The 15,045-nt window shown below is 67.2% G+C and carries 15 protein-coding genes; 2 read left to right on the forward strand and 13 right to left on the reverse strand.

All coding sequences use genetic code 11. The features are described 5' to 3' along the window. Positions 1-94 precede the first annotated feature (94 nt). On the reverse strand, positions 95-391 hold the full coding sequence (groES, locus tag ACPPVQ_RS16450) for a co-chaperone GroES (protein WP_426516213.1): 297 nt from the start codon (positions 389-391) through the stop codon (positions 95-97). Positions 392-521: 130 nt separating this feature from the next. Here groES and ACPPVQ_RS16455 point away from each other — a divergent pair, with 130 nt between their 5' ends. Continuing rightward, on the forward strand, positions 522-1,712 hold the full coding sequence (locus ACPPVQ_RS16455) for a THUMP-like domain-containing protein (protein WP_426516214.1): 1,191 nt from the start codon (positions 522-524) through the stop codon (positions 1,710-1,712). 114 nt (positions 1,713-1,826) lie between these two features. Here the strand turns inward: ACPPVQ_RS16455 and ACPPVQ_RS16460 are convergent, their stop codons facing one another. From ACPPVQ_RS16460 to glmS, 8 genes are all read right to left on the reverse strand, one after another. Beyond that, the gene (locus ACPPVQ_RS16460; protein ID WP_426516215.1) at positions 1,827-2,396 is read right to left on the reverse strand and encodes a DUF4190 domain-containing protein; all 570 of its coding nucleotides are present in this window, start codon (positions 2,394-2,396) and stop codon (positions 1,827-1,829) included. A 160-nt stretch (positions 2,397-2,556) separates the two neighbouring features. Beyond that, positions 2,557-3,627: a tRNA (adenosine(37)-N6)-threonylcarbamoyltransferase complex transferase subunit TsaD gene (tsaD, locus tag ACPPVQ_RS16465; protein ID WP_426516216.1), complete on the reverse strand. Its 1,071-nt coding sequence runs from the start codon at positions 3,625-3,627 to the stop codon at positions 2,557-2,559. Then, the gene (gene rimI / locus ACPPVQ_RS16470; RefSeq protein ID WP_426516217.1) at positions 3,624-4,145 is read right to left on the reverse strand and encodes a ribosomal protein S18-alanine N-acetyltransferase; all 522 of its coding nucleotides are present in this window, start codon (positions 4,143-4,145) and stop codon (positions 3,624-3,626) included. Before rimI ends, tsaD begins: the two co-directional genes overlap by 4 nt. After that, positions 4,142-4,762 carry a tRNA (adenosine(37)-N6)-threonylcarbamoyltransferase complex dimerization subunit type 1 TsaB gene (gene tsaB, locus ACPPVQ_RS16475; RefSeq protein ID WP_426516218.1) on the reverse strand — a complete coding sequence of 207 codons (621 nt, stop codon included), beginning with the start codon at positions 4,760-4,762 and terminating at the stop codon, positions 4,142-4,144. The genes rimI and tsaB overlap by 4 nt, the downstream gene beginning before the upstream one ends. Before the next feature lie 9 nt (positions 4,763-4,771). After that, positions 4,772-5,245 (reverse strand): tRNA (adenosine(37)-N6)-threonylcarbamoyltransferase complex ATPase subunit type 1 TsaE, encoded by a 474-nt coding sequence (tsaE, locus tag ACPPVQ_RS16480; protein WP_426521300.1) that lies wholly within the window; start codon positions 5,243-5,245, stop codon positions 4,772-4,774. A 61-nt stretch (positions 5,246-5,306) separates the two neighbouring features. Then, a complete protein-coding gene (gene alr / locus ACPPVQ_RS16485; RefSeq protein ID WP_426516219.1) occupies positions 5,307-6,449 on the reverse strand; it encodes an alanine racemase in 1,143 nt (380 codons plus the stop codon). Further along, a complete protein-coding gene (locus ACPPVQ_RS16490) occupies positions 6,446-6,802 on the reverse strand; it encodes a holo-ACP synthase (RefSeq protein WP_426516220.1) in 357 nt (118 codons plus the stop codon). The genes alr and ACPPVQ_RS16490 overlap by 4 nt, the downstream gene beginning before the upstream one ends. A 19-nt stretch (positions 6,803-6,821) precedes the next feature. Beyond that, entirely contained in the window at positions 6,822-8,672 is a 1,851-nt protein-coding gene (gene glmS / locus ACPPVQ_RS16495) for a glutamine--fructose-6-phosphate transaminase (isomerizing) (RefSeq protein ID WP_426516221.1), read from the reverse strand. A 43-nt stretch (positions 8,673-8,715) separates the two neighbouring features. Here glmS and coaA point away from each other — a divergent pair, with 43 nt between their 5' ends. Further along, positions 8,716-9,669 (forward strand): type I pantothenate kinase, encoded by a 954-nt coding sequence (gene coaA / locus ACPPVQ_RS16500; RefSeq protein WP_426516222.1) that lies wholly within the window; start codon positions 8,716-8,718, stop codon positions 9,667-9,669. 414 nt (positions 9,670-10,083) lie between these two features. Here coaA and glmM read toward each other — a convergent pair whose 3' ends face one another. The 4 genes from glmM to ACPPVQ_RS16520 all read right to left on the reverse strand — a co-directional run bounded on the left by glmM (position 10,084) and on the right by ACPPVQ_RS16520 (position 14,970). Further along, complete coding sequence (glmM, locus tag ACPPVQ_RS16505; RefSeq protein ID WP_426516223.1) at positions 10,084-11,448, reverse strand: phosphoglucosamine mutase; 1,365 nt, start codon at positions 11,446-11,448, stop codon at positions 10,084-10,086. A 27-nt stretch (positions 11,449-11,475) separates the two neighbouring features. Then, complete coding sequence (gene rpsI / locus ACPPVQ_RS16510) at positions 11,476-11,973, reverse strand: 30S ribosomal protein S9 (RefSeq protein WP_426516224.1); 498 nt, start codon at positions 11,971-11,973, stop codon at positions 11,476-11,478. Positions 11,974-12,023: 50 nt separating this feature from the next. Beyond that, entirely contained in the window at positions 12,024-12,470 is a 447-nt protein-coding gene (gene rplM / locus ACPPVQ_RS16515) for a 50S ribosomal protein L13 (protein ID WP_426516225.1), read from the reverse strand. A gap of 247 nt (positions 12,471-12,717) precedes the next feature. Continuing rightward, positions 12,718-14,970 (reverse strand): cell wall-binding repeat-containing protein, encoded by a 2,253-nt coding sequence (locus ACPPVQ_RS16520; RefSeq protein ID WP_426516226.1) that lies wholly within the window; start codon positions 14,968-14,970, stop codon positions 12,718-12,720. Between the last annotated feature and the right edge of the window lie 75 nt (positions 14,971-15,045).

Here is a 15,045-nt window from a genome sequence, read left to right on the forward strand (position 1 = left end):
GACTCGAGATCTGGGCTGGACACTCCAGCGATACTACGCCGAAACGGAAAAGGCCCGGACGCTGCTGCGTCAGGGCCTTTTCGACGTGGGGTCGTCAGCGGACGACCACCGCGAGCACGTCGCGCGCGGAGAGCACGAGGTAGTCCTCACCGGCGAACTTGACCTCGGTTCCGCCGTACTTCGAGTAGAGCACCTTGTCGCCGACGGCGACGTCGAGGGGGATGCGGTTGCCGTTGTCGTCGATGCGGCCGGGGCCCACTGCGACGACCTCGCCCTCCTGCGGCTTCTCCTTGGCGGTGTCGGGAATGACGAGACCCGAAGCAGTCATCTGCTCAGCCTCGACCTGCTTGATAACGATGCGATCCTCGAGCGGCTTGATGGAGACCGACACGGTTGACCTCTTTCTTGAACTAAGACTGGAGTTAGCACACTCACACCGAGAGTGCTAAACCGAGTCTAGATGCTGGGTTAGCAGTCACGCAACGTGAGTGCCAAGACACAGACCTGCGTACGCTGGGTTCATGGACAGGCCGGAACTCGTCGAACTGCTGTCGCCCGAAGGACTCCGGCTGCTCGATTCGCTGCCTCCGTACCAGTCCACCGCCGACGTCGTGCGCATGGTCAGCGACCTGCGCAAAGCGGGACACTCGCCCGCACTCGTCGCCGCCGTGCTGACGCAGGCGCGGCTCCGGTCGAAGGCGGCGGGCAAGTTCGGCCCCTTCGCCGGCCGGATGCTCTTCACCGAGGCGGGGCTGGAGCAGGCCACCCGGCTTTCGGTCGCCGCCCTGCATGCCGGGCGATTCGCTTCCGCAGGCCTGACCCGCGTGGTCGACCTGGGCTGCGGCATCGGTGGGGATGCGATGGCCATGGCCGCGATCGACCTCGAGGTGACCGCAGTGGACGCCGACGAGATCACCGCGGCCATCGCCAGCTACAACCTCGCGCCTTTCTCCAATGCCACGGTGCTGAACGAGAACGCAGAAGACGCCGACCTCCGTGGCGTTGACGGTATCTATCTCGATCCGGCCCGGCGCACGGCAGGCCACGGGCAGACGACGCGGCTCACCGACCCCGACGACTATTCCCCTTCGCTGAACTTCGCGTTCGAACTGGCGACAGGGCGTTCGGTCGGCGTGAAGCTCGGCCCCGGATTCGACCGCGACCTCATCCCGACCACGGCCGAGGCGCAGTGGATCTCGGTCGACGGCCACCTCGTCGAGATGGGGCTCTGGTTCGGTGCACTGGCCCGCCCGCGCATCCGCCGTTCCGCCCTCGTCATCGACGCCGGCGGCTCGCACGAGCTCACGGCGCCGGAGGACAGCGACGACATCGAAACCGGCGAACTCGGCGACTTCATCTACGAGCCGGACGGCGCCGTCATCCGCGCCCGCCTGATCGGCGACCTGGCGCGGTCGCTCGGCGCCCGCATGCTCAGTGACGGGATCGCCTACCTGACGTCGAGCACGCTCGTCGCGACACCCTTCGCGTCGGCCTTCCGCGTTCTCGAAACGCTCCCCTTCGCAGAGCGCGACCTCAAACGCGCCCTGCGCGAACGCGGGATCGGGACACTGGAGATCAAGAAGCGCGGGGTGGATGTCGACCCGGCCGCCCTTCGCAAGCGCCTGTCGCTGAGCGGCCGGGAGAGCGCCACCCTCGTGCTCACCCGGATCGCCGGACGGCACACCGCGTTGCTCGTCGACCGCGTCGGCTGAGTCGCGGGGCGCGGTGAGTGCTGGTCACAGCATCCGCTCACGGCACCTGCCCACTCCACCGCACACGGCGAAGGGCCGGACCGCACGTGCGATCCGGCCCTACGTTTCCGCTGGTCAGTAGTTGACGTTCGAATTGCTCATCACACCGATCCAGATCACGGCCAGGATGATGCCGCCGATGATCGAGATGGCGATGCCGACGAACCCGGTGATCAGGCCGGTGAGCCAGAATCCCCTCGCCGCAGGTTCCTTGTTGCGGCCGAGGAAGCCGAGCACGATCGCCGCGATCGAGAACGGGAATCCCCAGCCGAAGCTGATGACCCCGAGGATGCCGGTGATCATCGAGATGATGCTCAGCACGGGCGACTTGGCTGCCGGGGCCGGGGCTCCGTAGGGCTGGGCGTACGGAGCTGCAGGCTGGCCGTACACCGGTGCCGGCTGGCCGTACCCGGTGGGCTGGCCGTAGCCCGGTGCCGGCTGGCCGTATCCGGGCGCCGGCGGCGGGACCGCGCCCGGCTGGTACGCGGGCGGGGCCGGCTGGTAGGCAGGCGGTGCGACAGGAGGCGCCGGTGGTGCCGGGGGCGCCGGTGGTGCCGGAGGGGCGCCTTCCGGCGCTTCCGGAGGTACAGCGGGCGGCGGGACGTTCGGCTCTGCCGGCTCGCCAGGGGTGTTCGGATCGGTCATGAGCCGATCTCCTTTCGATTGGGGCGTCGCGCCCACGGGCGCGTTCCGCCGACGCTCAGGATGCGGTGAGTTCGGCATTCGCGATGGGGCTGGCGAAGCTGAACAAACGCTGTATGCAGCCATCGTGACAGCCCTCGGACAAGGGTGTCAACGCATCCGGTCAGCGAGCGACCTGGATCTCCGTGACCGGGAGGGTGGAATCGGCGCCGAATGAGAGGGCGGACGGCCCGTGTCCTGCCATGATGAGCTGGGCGCCGAGGGACGCGATCATCGCCCCGTTGTCCGTGCAGAGCGACAAAGCCGGGATGCGCAATGCGACACCCGCCCGCGCCGAACGTTCAGCAGCGACCTCGCGAACCCGGGCGTTGGCGACCACGCCGCCGCCGAGGAGGAGGCGCGGCACCCCGAAGTCGGTGCATGCGGCGATAGCCTTCGAGATCAGCACGTCGACGACGGCTTCGCGGAAGCTGGCGGCGACATCGGCGACGGGCACCTCCTCACCGGCATCCTGACGCTGTTCGACCCAACGGGCGACAGCGGTCTTCAGGCCGGAGAACGAGAAATCGTAACGGTGCCGTTCCATGTCTTTCGGCTGGCTCAGACCGCGGGGAAACCGGATGGCCTTCGGATCGCCGAACTCTGCGACCCGGTCGATCTGCGGACCACCCGGGTAGGGAAGGCCGAGCACGCGGGCCACCTTGTCGAATGCCTCGCCTGCCGCGTCGTCGATCGTCTCCCCGAGAAGCTCGACATCGGAGACCAGGTCGCGGACCAGCAGGAGGGACGTGTGGCCTCCCGAGACCAGCAAGGCGATCGTCGGCAGCTCGACGGAGTGGCCGGGCCCACCCGACGCGTCGAGCAGGTCGGCGCCGACGTGCCCCACGAGGTGATTGACGGCGTAGATCGGCTTGCCGAGCGACACGGCCAGGGCTTTCGCCGCCCCGACACCGACCATGAGCGCGCCCGCGAGCCCTGGACCACTCGTCACCGCGATCGCATCGAGCTGATCGAGGGTGATGCCCGCGTCGGCGACGGCTGCGCGCAGGGCGGGAGTCAGCGCTTCGAGGTGGGCACGGGCCGCGACCTCCGGTACGACGCCGCCGTAGCGGGCGTGCTCGTCCATCGACGAGGCGATCGTGTTCGAGAGCAGCCGTGTGCCCCGCACGATGCCGATCCCGGTCTCGTCGCACGACGTCTCGATGCCGAGAACGAGCGGCTCGGTGCGGTTCACTGCCCACCCCCTTCCACGATCGCACGGTTCGCCGCCCATTCGGTACGGGCCTCAGCGACCTCGACACGCATCACGATCGCATCCACGTCATCCGGCTGGTAATAGTGCGGCCGCACACCGATCTCCTCGAAACCGAGACCCCGGTAGAGCGTCTGCGCCCCCGGATTGTCCGCCCTGACCTCGAGGAACACCGCAGTGATGCCTCGACGCCGCGCCTCCCCGATGAGGGTCAGTATCAGCGCACGCCCGAGTCCCTGGCGGCGGGCGCCGGGCGCGACGGCGATGGTCTGGATGTCGCCGTCGGTCGACCCGGCCGGCGCGAGCAGCCCGGCGTAGCCTTCGATGTCGTCCGGGCTGTCTGCACGGAAGGCCACGAGGTAGTAGCAGTGCTCGCTCGTGACCTCGTGGCGCATCGAGCGCTCCGACCAGGCATCCGTGGCGAACGTTGCACGCTCGAGCACCATGATCGACGGGACGTCGGACTCGGCCGCCCTGCGGAACTGCCAGGCCTCGGTCATGCGCTGACCCGCTTCGGTCCGTTGGAGAGCGTCACGTCGGGCGACCGCAGATACAAAGGCTCATCGGCTGCGAAGGGGCGCCGGTGCGCATAAAGGAGCTCGGCGAGCATCCCGAGTGCTCCCGCCGACACCGTCGCGGCGTCGAAACGCGCCAGCGCCGTATGCGGAAGCTGGTCGGGCCTGGAGAGACCGGGGCCGTCCTCGCGGATGGGCAGGCCCACCTCGTCGACCCCGACATACGCCGACCAGTAGAGCTCTCGTCGCCGTGCGTCGGTCACGACGAGGAGGCCGCCTGCGTGACCGTCCCGAAACCGCTCGAACGCGATCGCGTCGTGGCTGACCACCGGCACGACGGGTTTGGCTGCACCGAAGGCGAAAGCGCGCGCCGCGGCGATGCCGACGCGCAGTCCGGTGAACGGCCCGGGTCCCATCCCGACCGCGACTCCGGAGAGGTCCGCGACGGCCACCCCGGCGTCGGCCAGCACAGCCGCGATCTGGTCGCCGACGACCTCGGCGTGACGCATGGTGTCGAGCTCGCTGCGCTCGGCCAGGATTCCCCCGTCGCGGTCGACGACGGCCACGCTCGTGCCCGCTGAGGTGTCGATCGCAAGGAGCATGAGTCCAGCCTAAGCCGATCCGGCGGCGCCCCACCGCGGGCCGAAACCGCGGACCGTCACGATGCGGGGTTCGTCGTGCTCGAGCTCGCTGCCGTCCGGTTCGCCGGGCGCGGCATCCGGGCCGGTGGCGGCTCCGGTCGGACGCTCGATGTCGACCTCGAGCCACGACTCGGCGACACCGTCGAGCATCCCGCTCCCCCACTCGACCACCACGACCGAACGGGCGAAATCGATGTCGAGGTCGTCGAGCTCCAGCGCGCTCGACAGGCGGTACGCATCCACGTGCACGAGCGGGGAGCCGCCGACAAGGCTCGGATGGGTGCGAGCGAGCACGAACGTCGGACTCGTGACCGGGCCGCGCACGTCGAGGCCCTCGCCGAGGCCACGGGTCAGGGTGGTCTTGCCCGCACCGAGCGGCCCACTCAGCACGATCAGGTCGCCAGGACCGACGATGCCCGCAAGCCCGACGCCGAAGTCATGCATGTCGGCAGCGGTCTCGATCACCGTCTCGGAAGGTACTGCGATGGTGCTCACGTGCCGGCGTTCACCTTCGCCCGACAAAGGTGCGCTGCACGCGCGGGCCGATGCGGGTCACGATCTCGTAGTTGATCGTTCCGGCCGCCTCGGCCCAGTCGTCCGCGCTCGGGAAGCCGATGGCAGGATCGCCGAACAAGACGACCTCGTCACCGACGCTGACCGGCTGATCGTCGACGTCGACCACGAACTGGTCCATCGCGACGCGGCCGCTGACCGGAAAGATGCGGCCTGCGATGCTCACGGTCGCGCGGTTCGAGGCGTGACGCGGGATTCCTTCGGCATAACCGAGCGGAACGAGTGCGAGCGTCGTCTCCCGCGGTGTGCGGTACGTGTAATCGTACGAAACGCCCTTGCCTGCGGGAACACGGCGAACGGCCGCGATACGTCCACGCAGCGTCATGACCGGCGAGATCCCGAGGTCCGCGCTCGTGCGGTCGCTGAAGGGCGACAGTCCGTAGATGCCGATGCCGAGCCGTACCAGGTTGAAGCGGGCATCCGGGATTCGGAGCGCGGCAGCGGACGCCGCGATGTGCTGCAACTCCGGGTGGAGGCCTGCCTCGAAGGCCAGGTCGAGTCCGCGCCGGTAGAGCGCGATCGCAGCAGCGTCGTCAACGGCCGACGTATTCGACAGATGACTGAAGACACCACGCACCGCAATGTCGCCGTCGTGCTCCAGCTCCCGCGCCCGGGCGAAGGTCTGCTCCCACTCAGGCTGCGCGATTCCATTGCGGCTGAGGCCCGTTTCGAGCTTCAGCTGCACCAGCGCCTGGCCGTGGAGCCGCCCCTTTGCCACGAGCGTGCGCCGGGCAGACGCGACGGCCTCCAGCTGGGCGATGGATGACAGCCCCAGGTCGATCCCGGCCTCGATCGCCGGCGAGAAATCCGTTTCGGGGTCGTGCAGCCAGGCGAGCACAGGGGCCGCGATCCCGGCATCCCGCAGTTCCAGGGCCTCGGCCAGATCGGCGACACCGAGCCAGTCCGCGCCGCCGGCGAGCGCCGCACGCGCGCACTCGACCGCGCCGTGACCGTAGGCGTTCGCCTTGACCACGGCCATGACGTGCTCCGTGCCGATCACCTCGCGGAGGTGCGCAACATTGCGGGAGAGGGCGTCGAGGTCGATCACGGCCTCCCGGAAAACGGCGTCGCTCATGCCCCGCCCTCCGCTACCACGAAGGCGATCGCGACACCGGCATCGTGGGTCATGGAGAGATGCAGGGAGGCGATCCCCCGGCGACGTGCGATATCGGCGGCCACCCCGGTCAGCGCGAACCCCGGGTTCCCCTCGACGTCGGAGATGATCTCCATGTCGTGCCAGCGAACGCCCTCGGTATCGCCGAGCGCCTTCATGAGCGCTTCCTTCGCCGCAAAACGCGCCGCCAGCGAATGCACGGGCAGATCGCGCTCCGCGCCGGTGAACAGGCGGTCCACAAGCCTGGCGGTGCGTGCGACTGCCCGCGTGAAGCGGGCCAGGTCGACGACGTCGACTCCGATTCCGACGATCACGAGGGGCTGTCGTTCCGGGCTATTCGACCGTGACGGACTTGGCCAGGTTGCGCGGCTGGTCGACGTCGAGACCCTTCGCGCTCGACAGCTCCATGGCGAAGATCTGCAGTGGGATGACCGCGAGGAGCGGCTCGAACAGCGGTGCAGCAAGCGGGATCGGGATGACCTCGTCGGCGAACGGCAGCACGGCTGCGTCACCCTGCTCGGCGATCGCGATCACGCGGGCCCCCCGCGCGCGGATCTCCTGGATGTTCGAGACGACCTTCTTGTGCATCTCGTCGGACCCACGAGGACTCGGAACGACGACGAAGACCGGCTGGCCGGGCTCGATGAGCGCGATCGGACCGTGCTTGAGTTCACCCGCCGCGAAGCCCTCAGCGTGGATGTACGCGAGCTCCTTGAGTTTGAGCGCACCCTCCATCGCGATCGGGAAGCCGACATGGCGTCCGAGGAAGAGCACGGCGCGGGTGTCGGCCATCCACTTCGCGAGCTGGGCGATGCTGTCGTGCGACTCGAGCACCTTGGCGAGCTTCGCCGGGATCGCCGCGAGCTCGTCGAGCTGGTCGGCCTGCTGCTGAGAGCTCAGGCTGCCGCGAACGCGCGCGAGGTGCAGGCCGAAGAGGTAGAGCGCGGTGATCTGGGCGACGAACGCTTTCGTCGACGCGACGGCCACCTCCGGTCCGGCGTGGGTGTAGATCACGGCATCGGATTCGCGCGGGATCGTCGCACCCTGGGTGTTGCAGACCGAGATCACCTTCGCGCCGGCCTCTCGGGCGAACTTGACCGCCATGAGGGTGTCCATCGTCTCGCCGGACTGGCTGATCGAGATGACCAGCGTGGTCGGCGTGATCACCGGGTCGCGGTACCGGAACTCGTGGCTCAGCTCGACCTGCACGGGTACGCGTGCCCACTTCTCGATCGCGTAACTTCCGACCTGGCCTGCATACGACGCCGTGCCGCACGCGATGATCGTGATGCGGTCGATGCCGGCGAGAACATCGTCGCCGAATGCTTCGAGCTCGGGGATGACGACCTGGCCGTCGTGGTGACGCCCGAGCATCGTGTTGGCGACCGCATCCGGCTCTTCGCTGATCTCCTTCGCCATGAAGCTCGACCAGCCGCCCTTGTCTGACGCCGAAGCATCCCAGGCGACCTCGAACGGCTCGACCTCGACCTGCCCGCCGTCGAAATCGGTGACGGTGACCGAGTCCGGAGTAATCGTGACGATCTGGTCCTGGCCGATCGCGAGCGCGCTGCGCGTGTGCTCGACGAAAGCCGCGACATCGGAGCCGAGGAAGTTCTCGCCCTCACCGAGCCCGATCACGAGCGGCGAGTTGCGGCGGGCGCCGACGACGACGCCCGGCTCCTCCTGGTGGAGCGCGAGCAGCGTGAAAGCGCCCTCGAGGCGGCTGACGACGAGGCGGAACGCCTCCTGGAGGCTGCCCGTCGCGCGGTACTCGCGGCCCAGCAGAACGGCAGCGACCTCGGTGTCGGTCTCGCTGGTGAAGGCGAAGCCCTCGGCGAGCAGCTCGTCTTTCAGGGCAGCGAAGTTCTCGATGATTCCGTTGTGGATGACGGCCAGCCGGCCGTCGTCGCCGAGGTGTGGATGCGCGTTGCGGTCGGTCGGTCCACCGTGCGTCGCCCAGCGCGTGTGACCGATGCCCGTGCGTCCGTTGCCGATCGGATTGGCCTTGAGCTCGTCGGTCAGGACGGACAGCTTGCCGGCCCGTTTCGCCGTGTTGAGATCACCGTTGTCGTCGATGATCGCAACGCCGGCGGAGTCGTAGCCCCGGTATTCGAGTCGCTTCAATCCGCCGAGGAGGACCTCGAGACTCTTGTCAGTACCGACGTACCCCACGATTCCACACATGCACCCGATTTTAGCCTGACGCAAACCTCTAAACTGGTCGCCTATGGCTGAAACAGGCGCAGGCACAGGTAACGGCCAGACATCCCCGTTCGTGGAGCTCGACCGTGCCGACTGGTCTGAGCTCGCCGAATCGACGACGCTCCCCTTGAAGGAAACCGAGATCGTGCAGCTGCGCGGTCTGGGCGATCCGCTCGACATGCGCGAGGTCGAAGAGGTCTACCTGCCCCTCAGCCGGCTGCTCAATCTCTACGTCGCCGGCACCAAGCAGCTGCACCGGGTGACGAACGAGTTCCTGGGCGAGCGCGCCCAGAGCACGCCGTTCGTGATCGGTGTCGCCGGCTCTGTCGCGGTGGGCAAATCGACGATCGCGAGGCTGCTGCGCGAGCTGCTGTCACGCTGGGAGGACACCCCCCGCGTCGAACTCGTCACCACCGACGGCTTCCTGCTGCCCAATGCGGAGCTCGAGCGTCGCGGGCTCATGGAACGCAAGGGCTTTCCCGAATCGTACGACCGTCGCGCGCTGCTCCGCTTCGTCACAGAGGTGAAGAGCGGGGCCCGGGAGGTACGCGCACCCTTCTATTCGCACCTCAGCTACGACATCGTTCCCGGTGCACAGATCGTCGTGCGCCAGCCGGACGTGCTGATCGTGGAAGGGCTGAACGTGCTCCAGCCGGCGGGCGGGGGAAACCGCCTCGCGGTCAGCGACCTCTTCGACTTCAGCGTCTACGTGGACGCCCGCACCAGGGATATCGCGAACTGGTACCAGGAGCGATTCCTGAAACTCCAGCGCGGAGCCTTCGCGAACCCCAAGTCGTATTTCCACCGGTACTCCTCGCTGACCGAAGAGGAGGCGAGAGCGCGCGCCGGCGCGATCTGGGAAAGCATCAATGAGCCGAACCTGGTGCAGAACATCCGCCCGACGCGCTCGCGCGCGAAACTGGTGCTGCGCAAAGACGCGGATCACACGGTGAGCTCAGTGCTGCTGCGCAAGCTCTGAGGGGGCTCGTCCGTCACTGAAGATCACCGCTCTAGCTCGGCCTGAGTGCCGTCATCGATGGACCGCGACCACCCACATCGGTCACGGATTCGCTGAACAACAGGTCTGACAAGAGCGACTACAGCCCAGGCCCCCACAAGGATCGGCAGCAGTATCAGTGCACCGATGATGGCGACCGTGAGATCCACCTGCGCATCCTTTCCCGAGGACAGACTACAGCGTTCAGAATGACGATCTGATATCGAACGTCATTTCTTTAGAACAACCTACAGGATCGGCCATTTATACACGCCGCCAGCAGTCACGATCAGGACGCCGGAATAAGGCGATCTCGCACCGGGCGCATCCGAGCGCGCGCGGTCGTACTCGGGAGGGGGAACGAAACTGGTGCGCCCCGCGCTGAGCGCCGAGGAGTCAGAGGCTCAGGCGCTCCCGCACGACCTCGGCGAGTTCATGCGCCAGGCGGTCGGCGGTGTGCTGGTCGGCCGCTTCGACCATGACGCGCACGAGAGGCTCGGTGCCGGACGGGCGCAGCAGCACGCGCCCCGTAGTGCCGAGTTCGGCTTCGGCGGAGCGCACGGCCTCGGCGAGAACATCGTCGGTGTGCACCCCGTGGTGGTCGACGTTCTTGACGTTGACCATGATCTGCGGGTACACCGTCATCGCCTGCGCGAGTTCGGCGAGCGACTTGCGCTGGCGCGCCATCTCGCTGAGCAGGTGGAGGCCGGTCAGGATGCCGTCGCCGGTTGTCGCATACTCGCTCATGATGACGTGGCCCGACTGCTCGCCGCCGAGTGAGAACTTGTGCTCGTTCATCTCTTCGAGCACGTACCGGTCGCCGACACGGGTTTCGACGACGGTGATGCCGGCTTCGCGCATTGCGATCTTGAGGCCAAGGTTGCTCATCACTGTGGCGACGAGCGTGTGCTCGTTCAGCTTGTTCCGCTCGGCCATGCCGAGCGCGAGGATCGCCATGATCTGGTCGCCGTCGACGATCTTGCCATTGGCGTCGACCGCGAGGCACCGGTCCGCGTCGCCGTCGTGGGCGATGCCGACATCGGCGCCGGCTCCGACGACAGCCTTGGCGAGCTGGTCGAGGTGGGTCGAGCCGACCCCGTCGTTGATGTTGATGCCGTCAGGTTCGTCTCCGATGACGGTGACACGCGCTCCGGCGTCGTGGAAGACCTCGGGCGAAACACCGGCGGCTGCACCGTTGGCGCAGTCGAGCACCACGTGGATGCCGTCGAGTCGGTGCGGGAGGCTGGCCAGGAGGTGGACGACGTAGCGGTCTTCCGCATCCGCGAAGCGTCGGATGCGGCCGACGCCTGCACCCGTCGGGGCGAGTTTCGGTCCGCTGCTCATCGCTGCCTCGATGCGATCCTCGACGATGTCGGGCAGCTTGGTGCCGCCGCGCGCGAAGATCTTGATGCCGTTGTCGGGAGCCGGGTTGTGCGAAGCAGAAACCATGACGCCGAAATCGGAGTCGCTGTCAGCGATCAGGAAGGCGAGCGCAGGCGTCGGGATCACCCCGGCGTCAAGCACGTCGATGCCCGAGCTGGCCAGCCCGGCCATCACGGCGGCCGCAATGAACTCGCCGGAGACCCGTGGGTCGCGCGCGACGATGGCGACAGGTCGTTTGCCGGCAGCACGCCGCGCCTCGGCGCTGCGGCCTTGCGTCAGGACTGCAGCAGCAGCCTGGGCAAGACCGAGCGCGAGGTCGGCAGTGAGGTCTCCGTTCGCGAGACCGCGAACACCGTCCGTTCCGAAAAGGCGTGGCATAAACCGCAGCCTAAGCGTCCGCGACGATTAGCGCTTGGAGAACTGCGGAGCCTTGCGAGCCTTCTTGAGACCAGCCTTCTTGCGCTCCTTGACGCGGGCGTCACGGCTGAGGAAGCCGGCCTTCTTCAGGGTCGCGCGGTTGTTCTCCAGGTCGATCTCGTTCAGTGCACGCGCGATGCCGAGGCGCAGAGCGCCGGCCTGGCCCGAGGGGCCGCCGCCGGTGATACGGGCGATCACGTCGTAGCTGCCGAGCAGGTCGAGCACCTTGAACGGGTCGTTGATGAGCTGCTGGTGGAGCTTGTTCGGGAAGTAGTCCGCGAACTCACGGCCGTTGACCGTGATGGTGCCGGAGCCGGGAATGAGACGCACGCGGGCGATGGCCTGCTTGCGACGGCCCACAGCGGCGCCGGGAACGTTCAGGACGGCGCGAGGGGCCTTGGGGGCCGACTCCGCCGGAGTCTCGGTCGAGTAGGTCTCGACGGTCTCGGCAGCTGCCGAGTCGATGCTGTCTGCGATCTTCGCCACGATGGTGTGAATCCTTTGTCTTTAGAGTCGAAAAGTCTGTCGCCGGGCGCTTACTGCGCGACCTGGCTGAGGGTGTACGGCTTCGGCTGCTGTGCAGCGTGCGGGTGCTCGCTGCCCGTGTAGACCTTCAGCTTGCGGAGCTGGGCGCGACCGATCGAGTTCTTCGGAAGCATTCCGCGGATCGCCTTTTCGACGGCGCGGACAGGGTTCTTCTCGAGCAGCTCGGAGTACGTGACTGCCGTGAGACCGCCCGGGTAGCCCGAGTGGCGGTATGCCTTCTTCTGTGCAGCCTTGGCGCCGGTGAGGGCGACCTTGTCTGCGTTGACGATGATGACGAAGTCGCCGCTGTCGATGTGCGGGGCGAACGTCGGCTTGTGCTTGCCGCGCAGGAGCGTGGCAGCGTGGCTGGCAAGGCGGCCGAGCACGACGTCTGTCGCGTCGATGACGACCCAGTCGCGCTGGATCTCATTGGCCTTCGGGGTGTAAGTGCGCGTCACAGTAGTGGCTGCTTTCTTGTCGGAGTTGGGTGTTCGTGAATCCCGCTCCGTGGGGAGTTCCGATGCTTGCAACAGGTGCAGTCTTGCAACAGGTGCAGTGGAACGCCGCAGGTGGAGGGCTCAACTTCGGATGCCGTGCGCAGGGGCGCGGACACCAAACATCAACTCTATTTCATGGTCGCTCGCGCGTCAAACCGGGCCCCGATGGCCCGCGTCTCGTCCCGCCCCCATTCGGCAGACGGCGGTGTCAGCAGATGGTTCCGTCCTTCACTGCTTCGGTCAGCAGTGTGACGCCGCCGAGCAGGACGAGCTGGGACGGGGTGATGACCCGCTGGGCGTCGTTCAGATTGGCCAGTACGCACCCTGGGGCGGAGAGCACGAGTGGTGCTTTCTGTCGTCCGGCGACGGCTGCTCCTGCGAGGGCGTCGGGGAAGTTCATGGCTGACGCGAGGTACATGCTGCCGTTCTTGGTGTGGTGGGCTGTGGCGATGAGGGTGGATGTGTTGAACCGGTCGGTGCCTGCGTAGCGGACGACCGTGTGTTTTGCTTTCAAGTCCTTCTCGATGCCTGCGGAGACGCTACCGGTGCCGCCGGCGATGTATGCGGTCGTGACGCCGATCGAGGTGAGGAACGCGGTTGTGGCCGCCGGCGCGGCGGCAGAGGTTCCGGGGACGAGCACGGCTGGTGCGCCGAGATTTCCTGCTGCTGCTCCGGCCGAAAGCGCGTCCGGGTAGTCGAGCCCGGTTGCGATGAACGCTGTGGTGGAGGAACTCCACCCGTACTTGCCGATCGCGACAGAGGTGGCGTATCGGTCTGCGCCGGAGATGCGTGGCACGGTGCCACCGGCGGTCACGAGGCTTTTGAGTGTTGTCTCGACTGCGGTCGAGACGGCGCCGGTACCGCCGATCAGTACGATCTTCGATGGTTTCAGCCGCTTGATCTCCGTCGTCGTGGCTGCGGGCAGACTGCTGGGGTTGGTGAGCAGGAGCGGGCCGGCGAGTTTCGCGGCGAGTGGTGCCGCGGAAAGTGCGTCAGGAAAATCGGTTCCGGCCGCGACAACCACGGTGGACACCTGTGCCGGATCGGTGAACCCGTGACGGGAGATGGCGGCGGCGGTCTCGTAACGGTCCGAACCGAACAGTCGGCTGGTCTGTGTTTTGGTGCGGTAGTCGGCGATGACGGGAGCCATCAGGTTGAAGCTGCGCGCGGCGTCCTCGGTCGCGGTGCCGGACGGGATGGTGGGGTGGCCGATGAAGTTCACGTTGGGGTTCGAGTACTGCAGGAGGCGGGGGCAGTCGGCGTTCGCGCACGGGTAGGCCATGATGTCCCGAGCTATGCCCGCAACCTGGTGGCCGTAACTGAACGCATACGGCCGGTCGAGCATGCTCGAGTTCGCGTAGTCATGGTCACTGCCGAGGTTGTGGCCGATCTCGTGCGCGAGCGAGTACCCGCTCAGGCAGTCGAACGCGGTGACGCTCAGGCCGTCCGGGGGAAGGTATCCCCACCCACACGCCCCGTTGGTCCGCGGCACGATCATTGCGACCAGGTCGGCTCCGATCGCGTCCCGCTGGTTGTGCAACACTGCAAGACCCTCGCTTCCGATCCGAAGGTTCTCGATGTCCTTACTCAGGCCGGTGGGGGCTTGGGTGTATGCGACTGGGGTGACGGCCATGAGGTTCAGCCGGATGTTGACTCCTGAGGTGGCGAGAGCAGTGTTGGTCTCCGTGATCCGCTGGGTGATGGCTGCTTTCGCGGTACCGCCCAGGGCGCTGGCGTAGCCCACGAGAACATCGACCGTCGTGAGGGGGGCACCAGCGCGGCCTCGGTTGTCGTTCGCGCCGGGATCGGGTGCGGTGACAGCCCCTGGTGCGGCGATCGCGTCGTGGATATCCGCGGGGAGCTGCTCGTCGGGCAGTTCAGCCGCGTCGCCGAGTTCGCTGAGGCGTGCGACACCAGGGGACGCCTGATCGATCTCCACACGAGGTTCGGTGCCGCGCTCGATTCCGCCGTGCAGGGCGTAATGTCCGGATGCGTCAGGGATGAAGGTGAACGCTACGGTCGCCGCATCGCCCCCGTCGACTCGTTTGCTGCCGATCACCTCCACCGTCGGCGCATTCTCGGTCGCCTCCGCATCCAACGTCACGGCGACTTCTGACACGGTGATCGCCAGTCTCTCTTCACCGAACAGTGTCAGGGTGAGGTCGCCGTTCTTGGGAACGATGAGCCGTTCCCCCGGCTGGGCGAGCGCAAGCGACTGCGGCGAGACCACCGCGCGCACCGCGGCGTCCGCATCGAGAGCGACGTTCCGCGTTCGAGTGGTGCCTTGTGGCGCCCCCGGGATGCTCGAACGCCCCATCCGCGCGTCTGTCCCGAACCAGTCTCCCGACTCGTCGCCGGCCCCGGCTGAGGCGGCGGACGCCGGCAAAGCAACCAAACCTGCCAGGAGAAAAGTAGTGGCGGCGACAGCAGCCCGTGATCTGCGTTTCGTCTTCTTTTGCATCCCGCCACTCTAGTGCTTATATACCTCAGGTACGCTTGTCCCATGCGAAACGTCAGAGGCAAACATCCACACCCT

The sequence above is a fragment of the Leifsonia sp. McL0618 genome (assembly GCF_049994905.1).
Lineage (GTDB): Bacteria > Actinomycetota > Actinomycetes > Actinomycetales > Microbacteriaceae > Diaminobutyricibacter.

Bases quoted from the DNA above. Each gene is read 5' to 3' on its own strand.
- coaA (WP_426516222.1), top strand. From the start codon at position 8,716: ATGGCTGAAACAGGCGCAGGCACAGGTAACGGCCAGACATCCCCGTTC.
- rimI (WP_426516217.1), bottom strand. From the start codon at position 4,145: ATGACCGAGGCCTGGCAGTTCCGCAGGGCGGCCGAGTCCGACGTCCCG.
- tsaE (WP_426521300.1), bottom strand. From the start codon at position 5,245: ATGCATGACTTCGGCGTCGGGCTTGCGGGCATCGTCGGTCCTGGCGAC.
- ACPPVQ_RS16455 (WP_426516214.1), top strand. From the start codon at position 522: ATGGACAGGCCGGAACTCGTCGAACTGCTGTCGCCCGAAGGACTCCGG.
- tsaB (WP_426516218.1), bottom strand. From the start codon at position 4,762: ATGCTCCTTGCGATCGACACCTCAGCGGGCACGAGCGTGGCCGTCGTC.
- glmM (WP_426516223.1), bottom strand. From the start codon at position 11,448: ATGCCACGCCTTTTCGGAACGGACGGTGTTCGCGGTCTCGCGAACGGA.
- ACPPVQ_RS16460 (WP_426516215.1), bottom strand. From the start codon at position 2,396: ATGACCGATCCGAACACCCCTGGCGAGCCGGCAGAGCCGAACGTCCCG.
- glmS (WP_426516221.1), bottom strand. From the start codon at position 8,672: ATGTGTGGAATCGTGGGGTACGTCGGTACTGACAAGAGTCTCGAGGTC.
- alr (WP_426516219.1), bottom strand. From the start codon at position 6,449: ATGAGCGACGCCGTTTTCCGGGAGGCCGTGATCGACCTCGACGCCCTC.
- ACPPVQ_RS16520 (WP_426516226.1), bottom strand. From the start codon at position 14,970: ATGCAAAAGAAGACGAAACGCAGATCACGGGCTGCTGTCGCCGCCACT.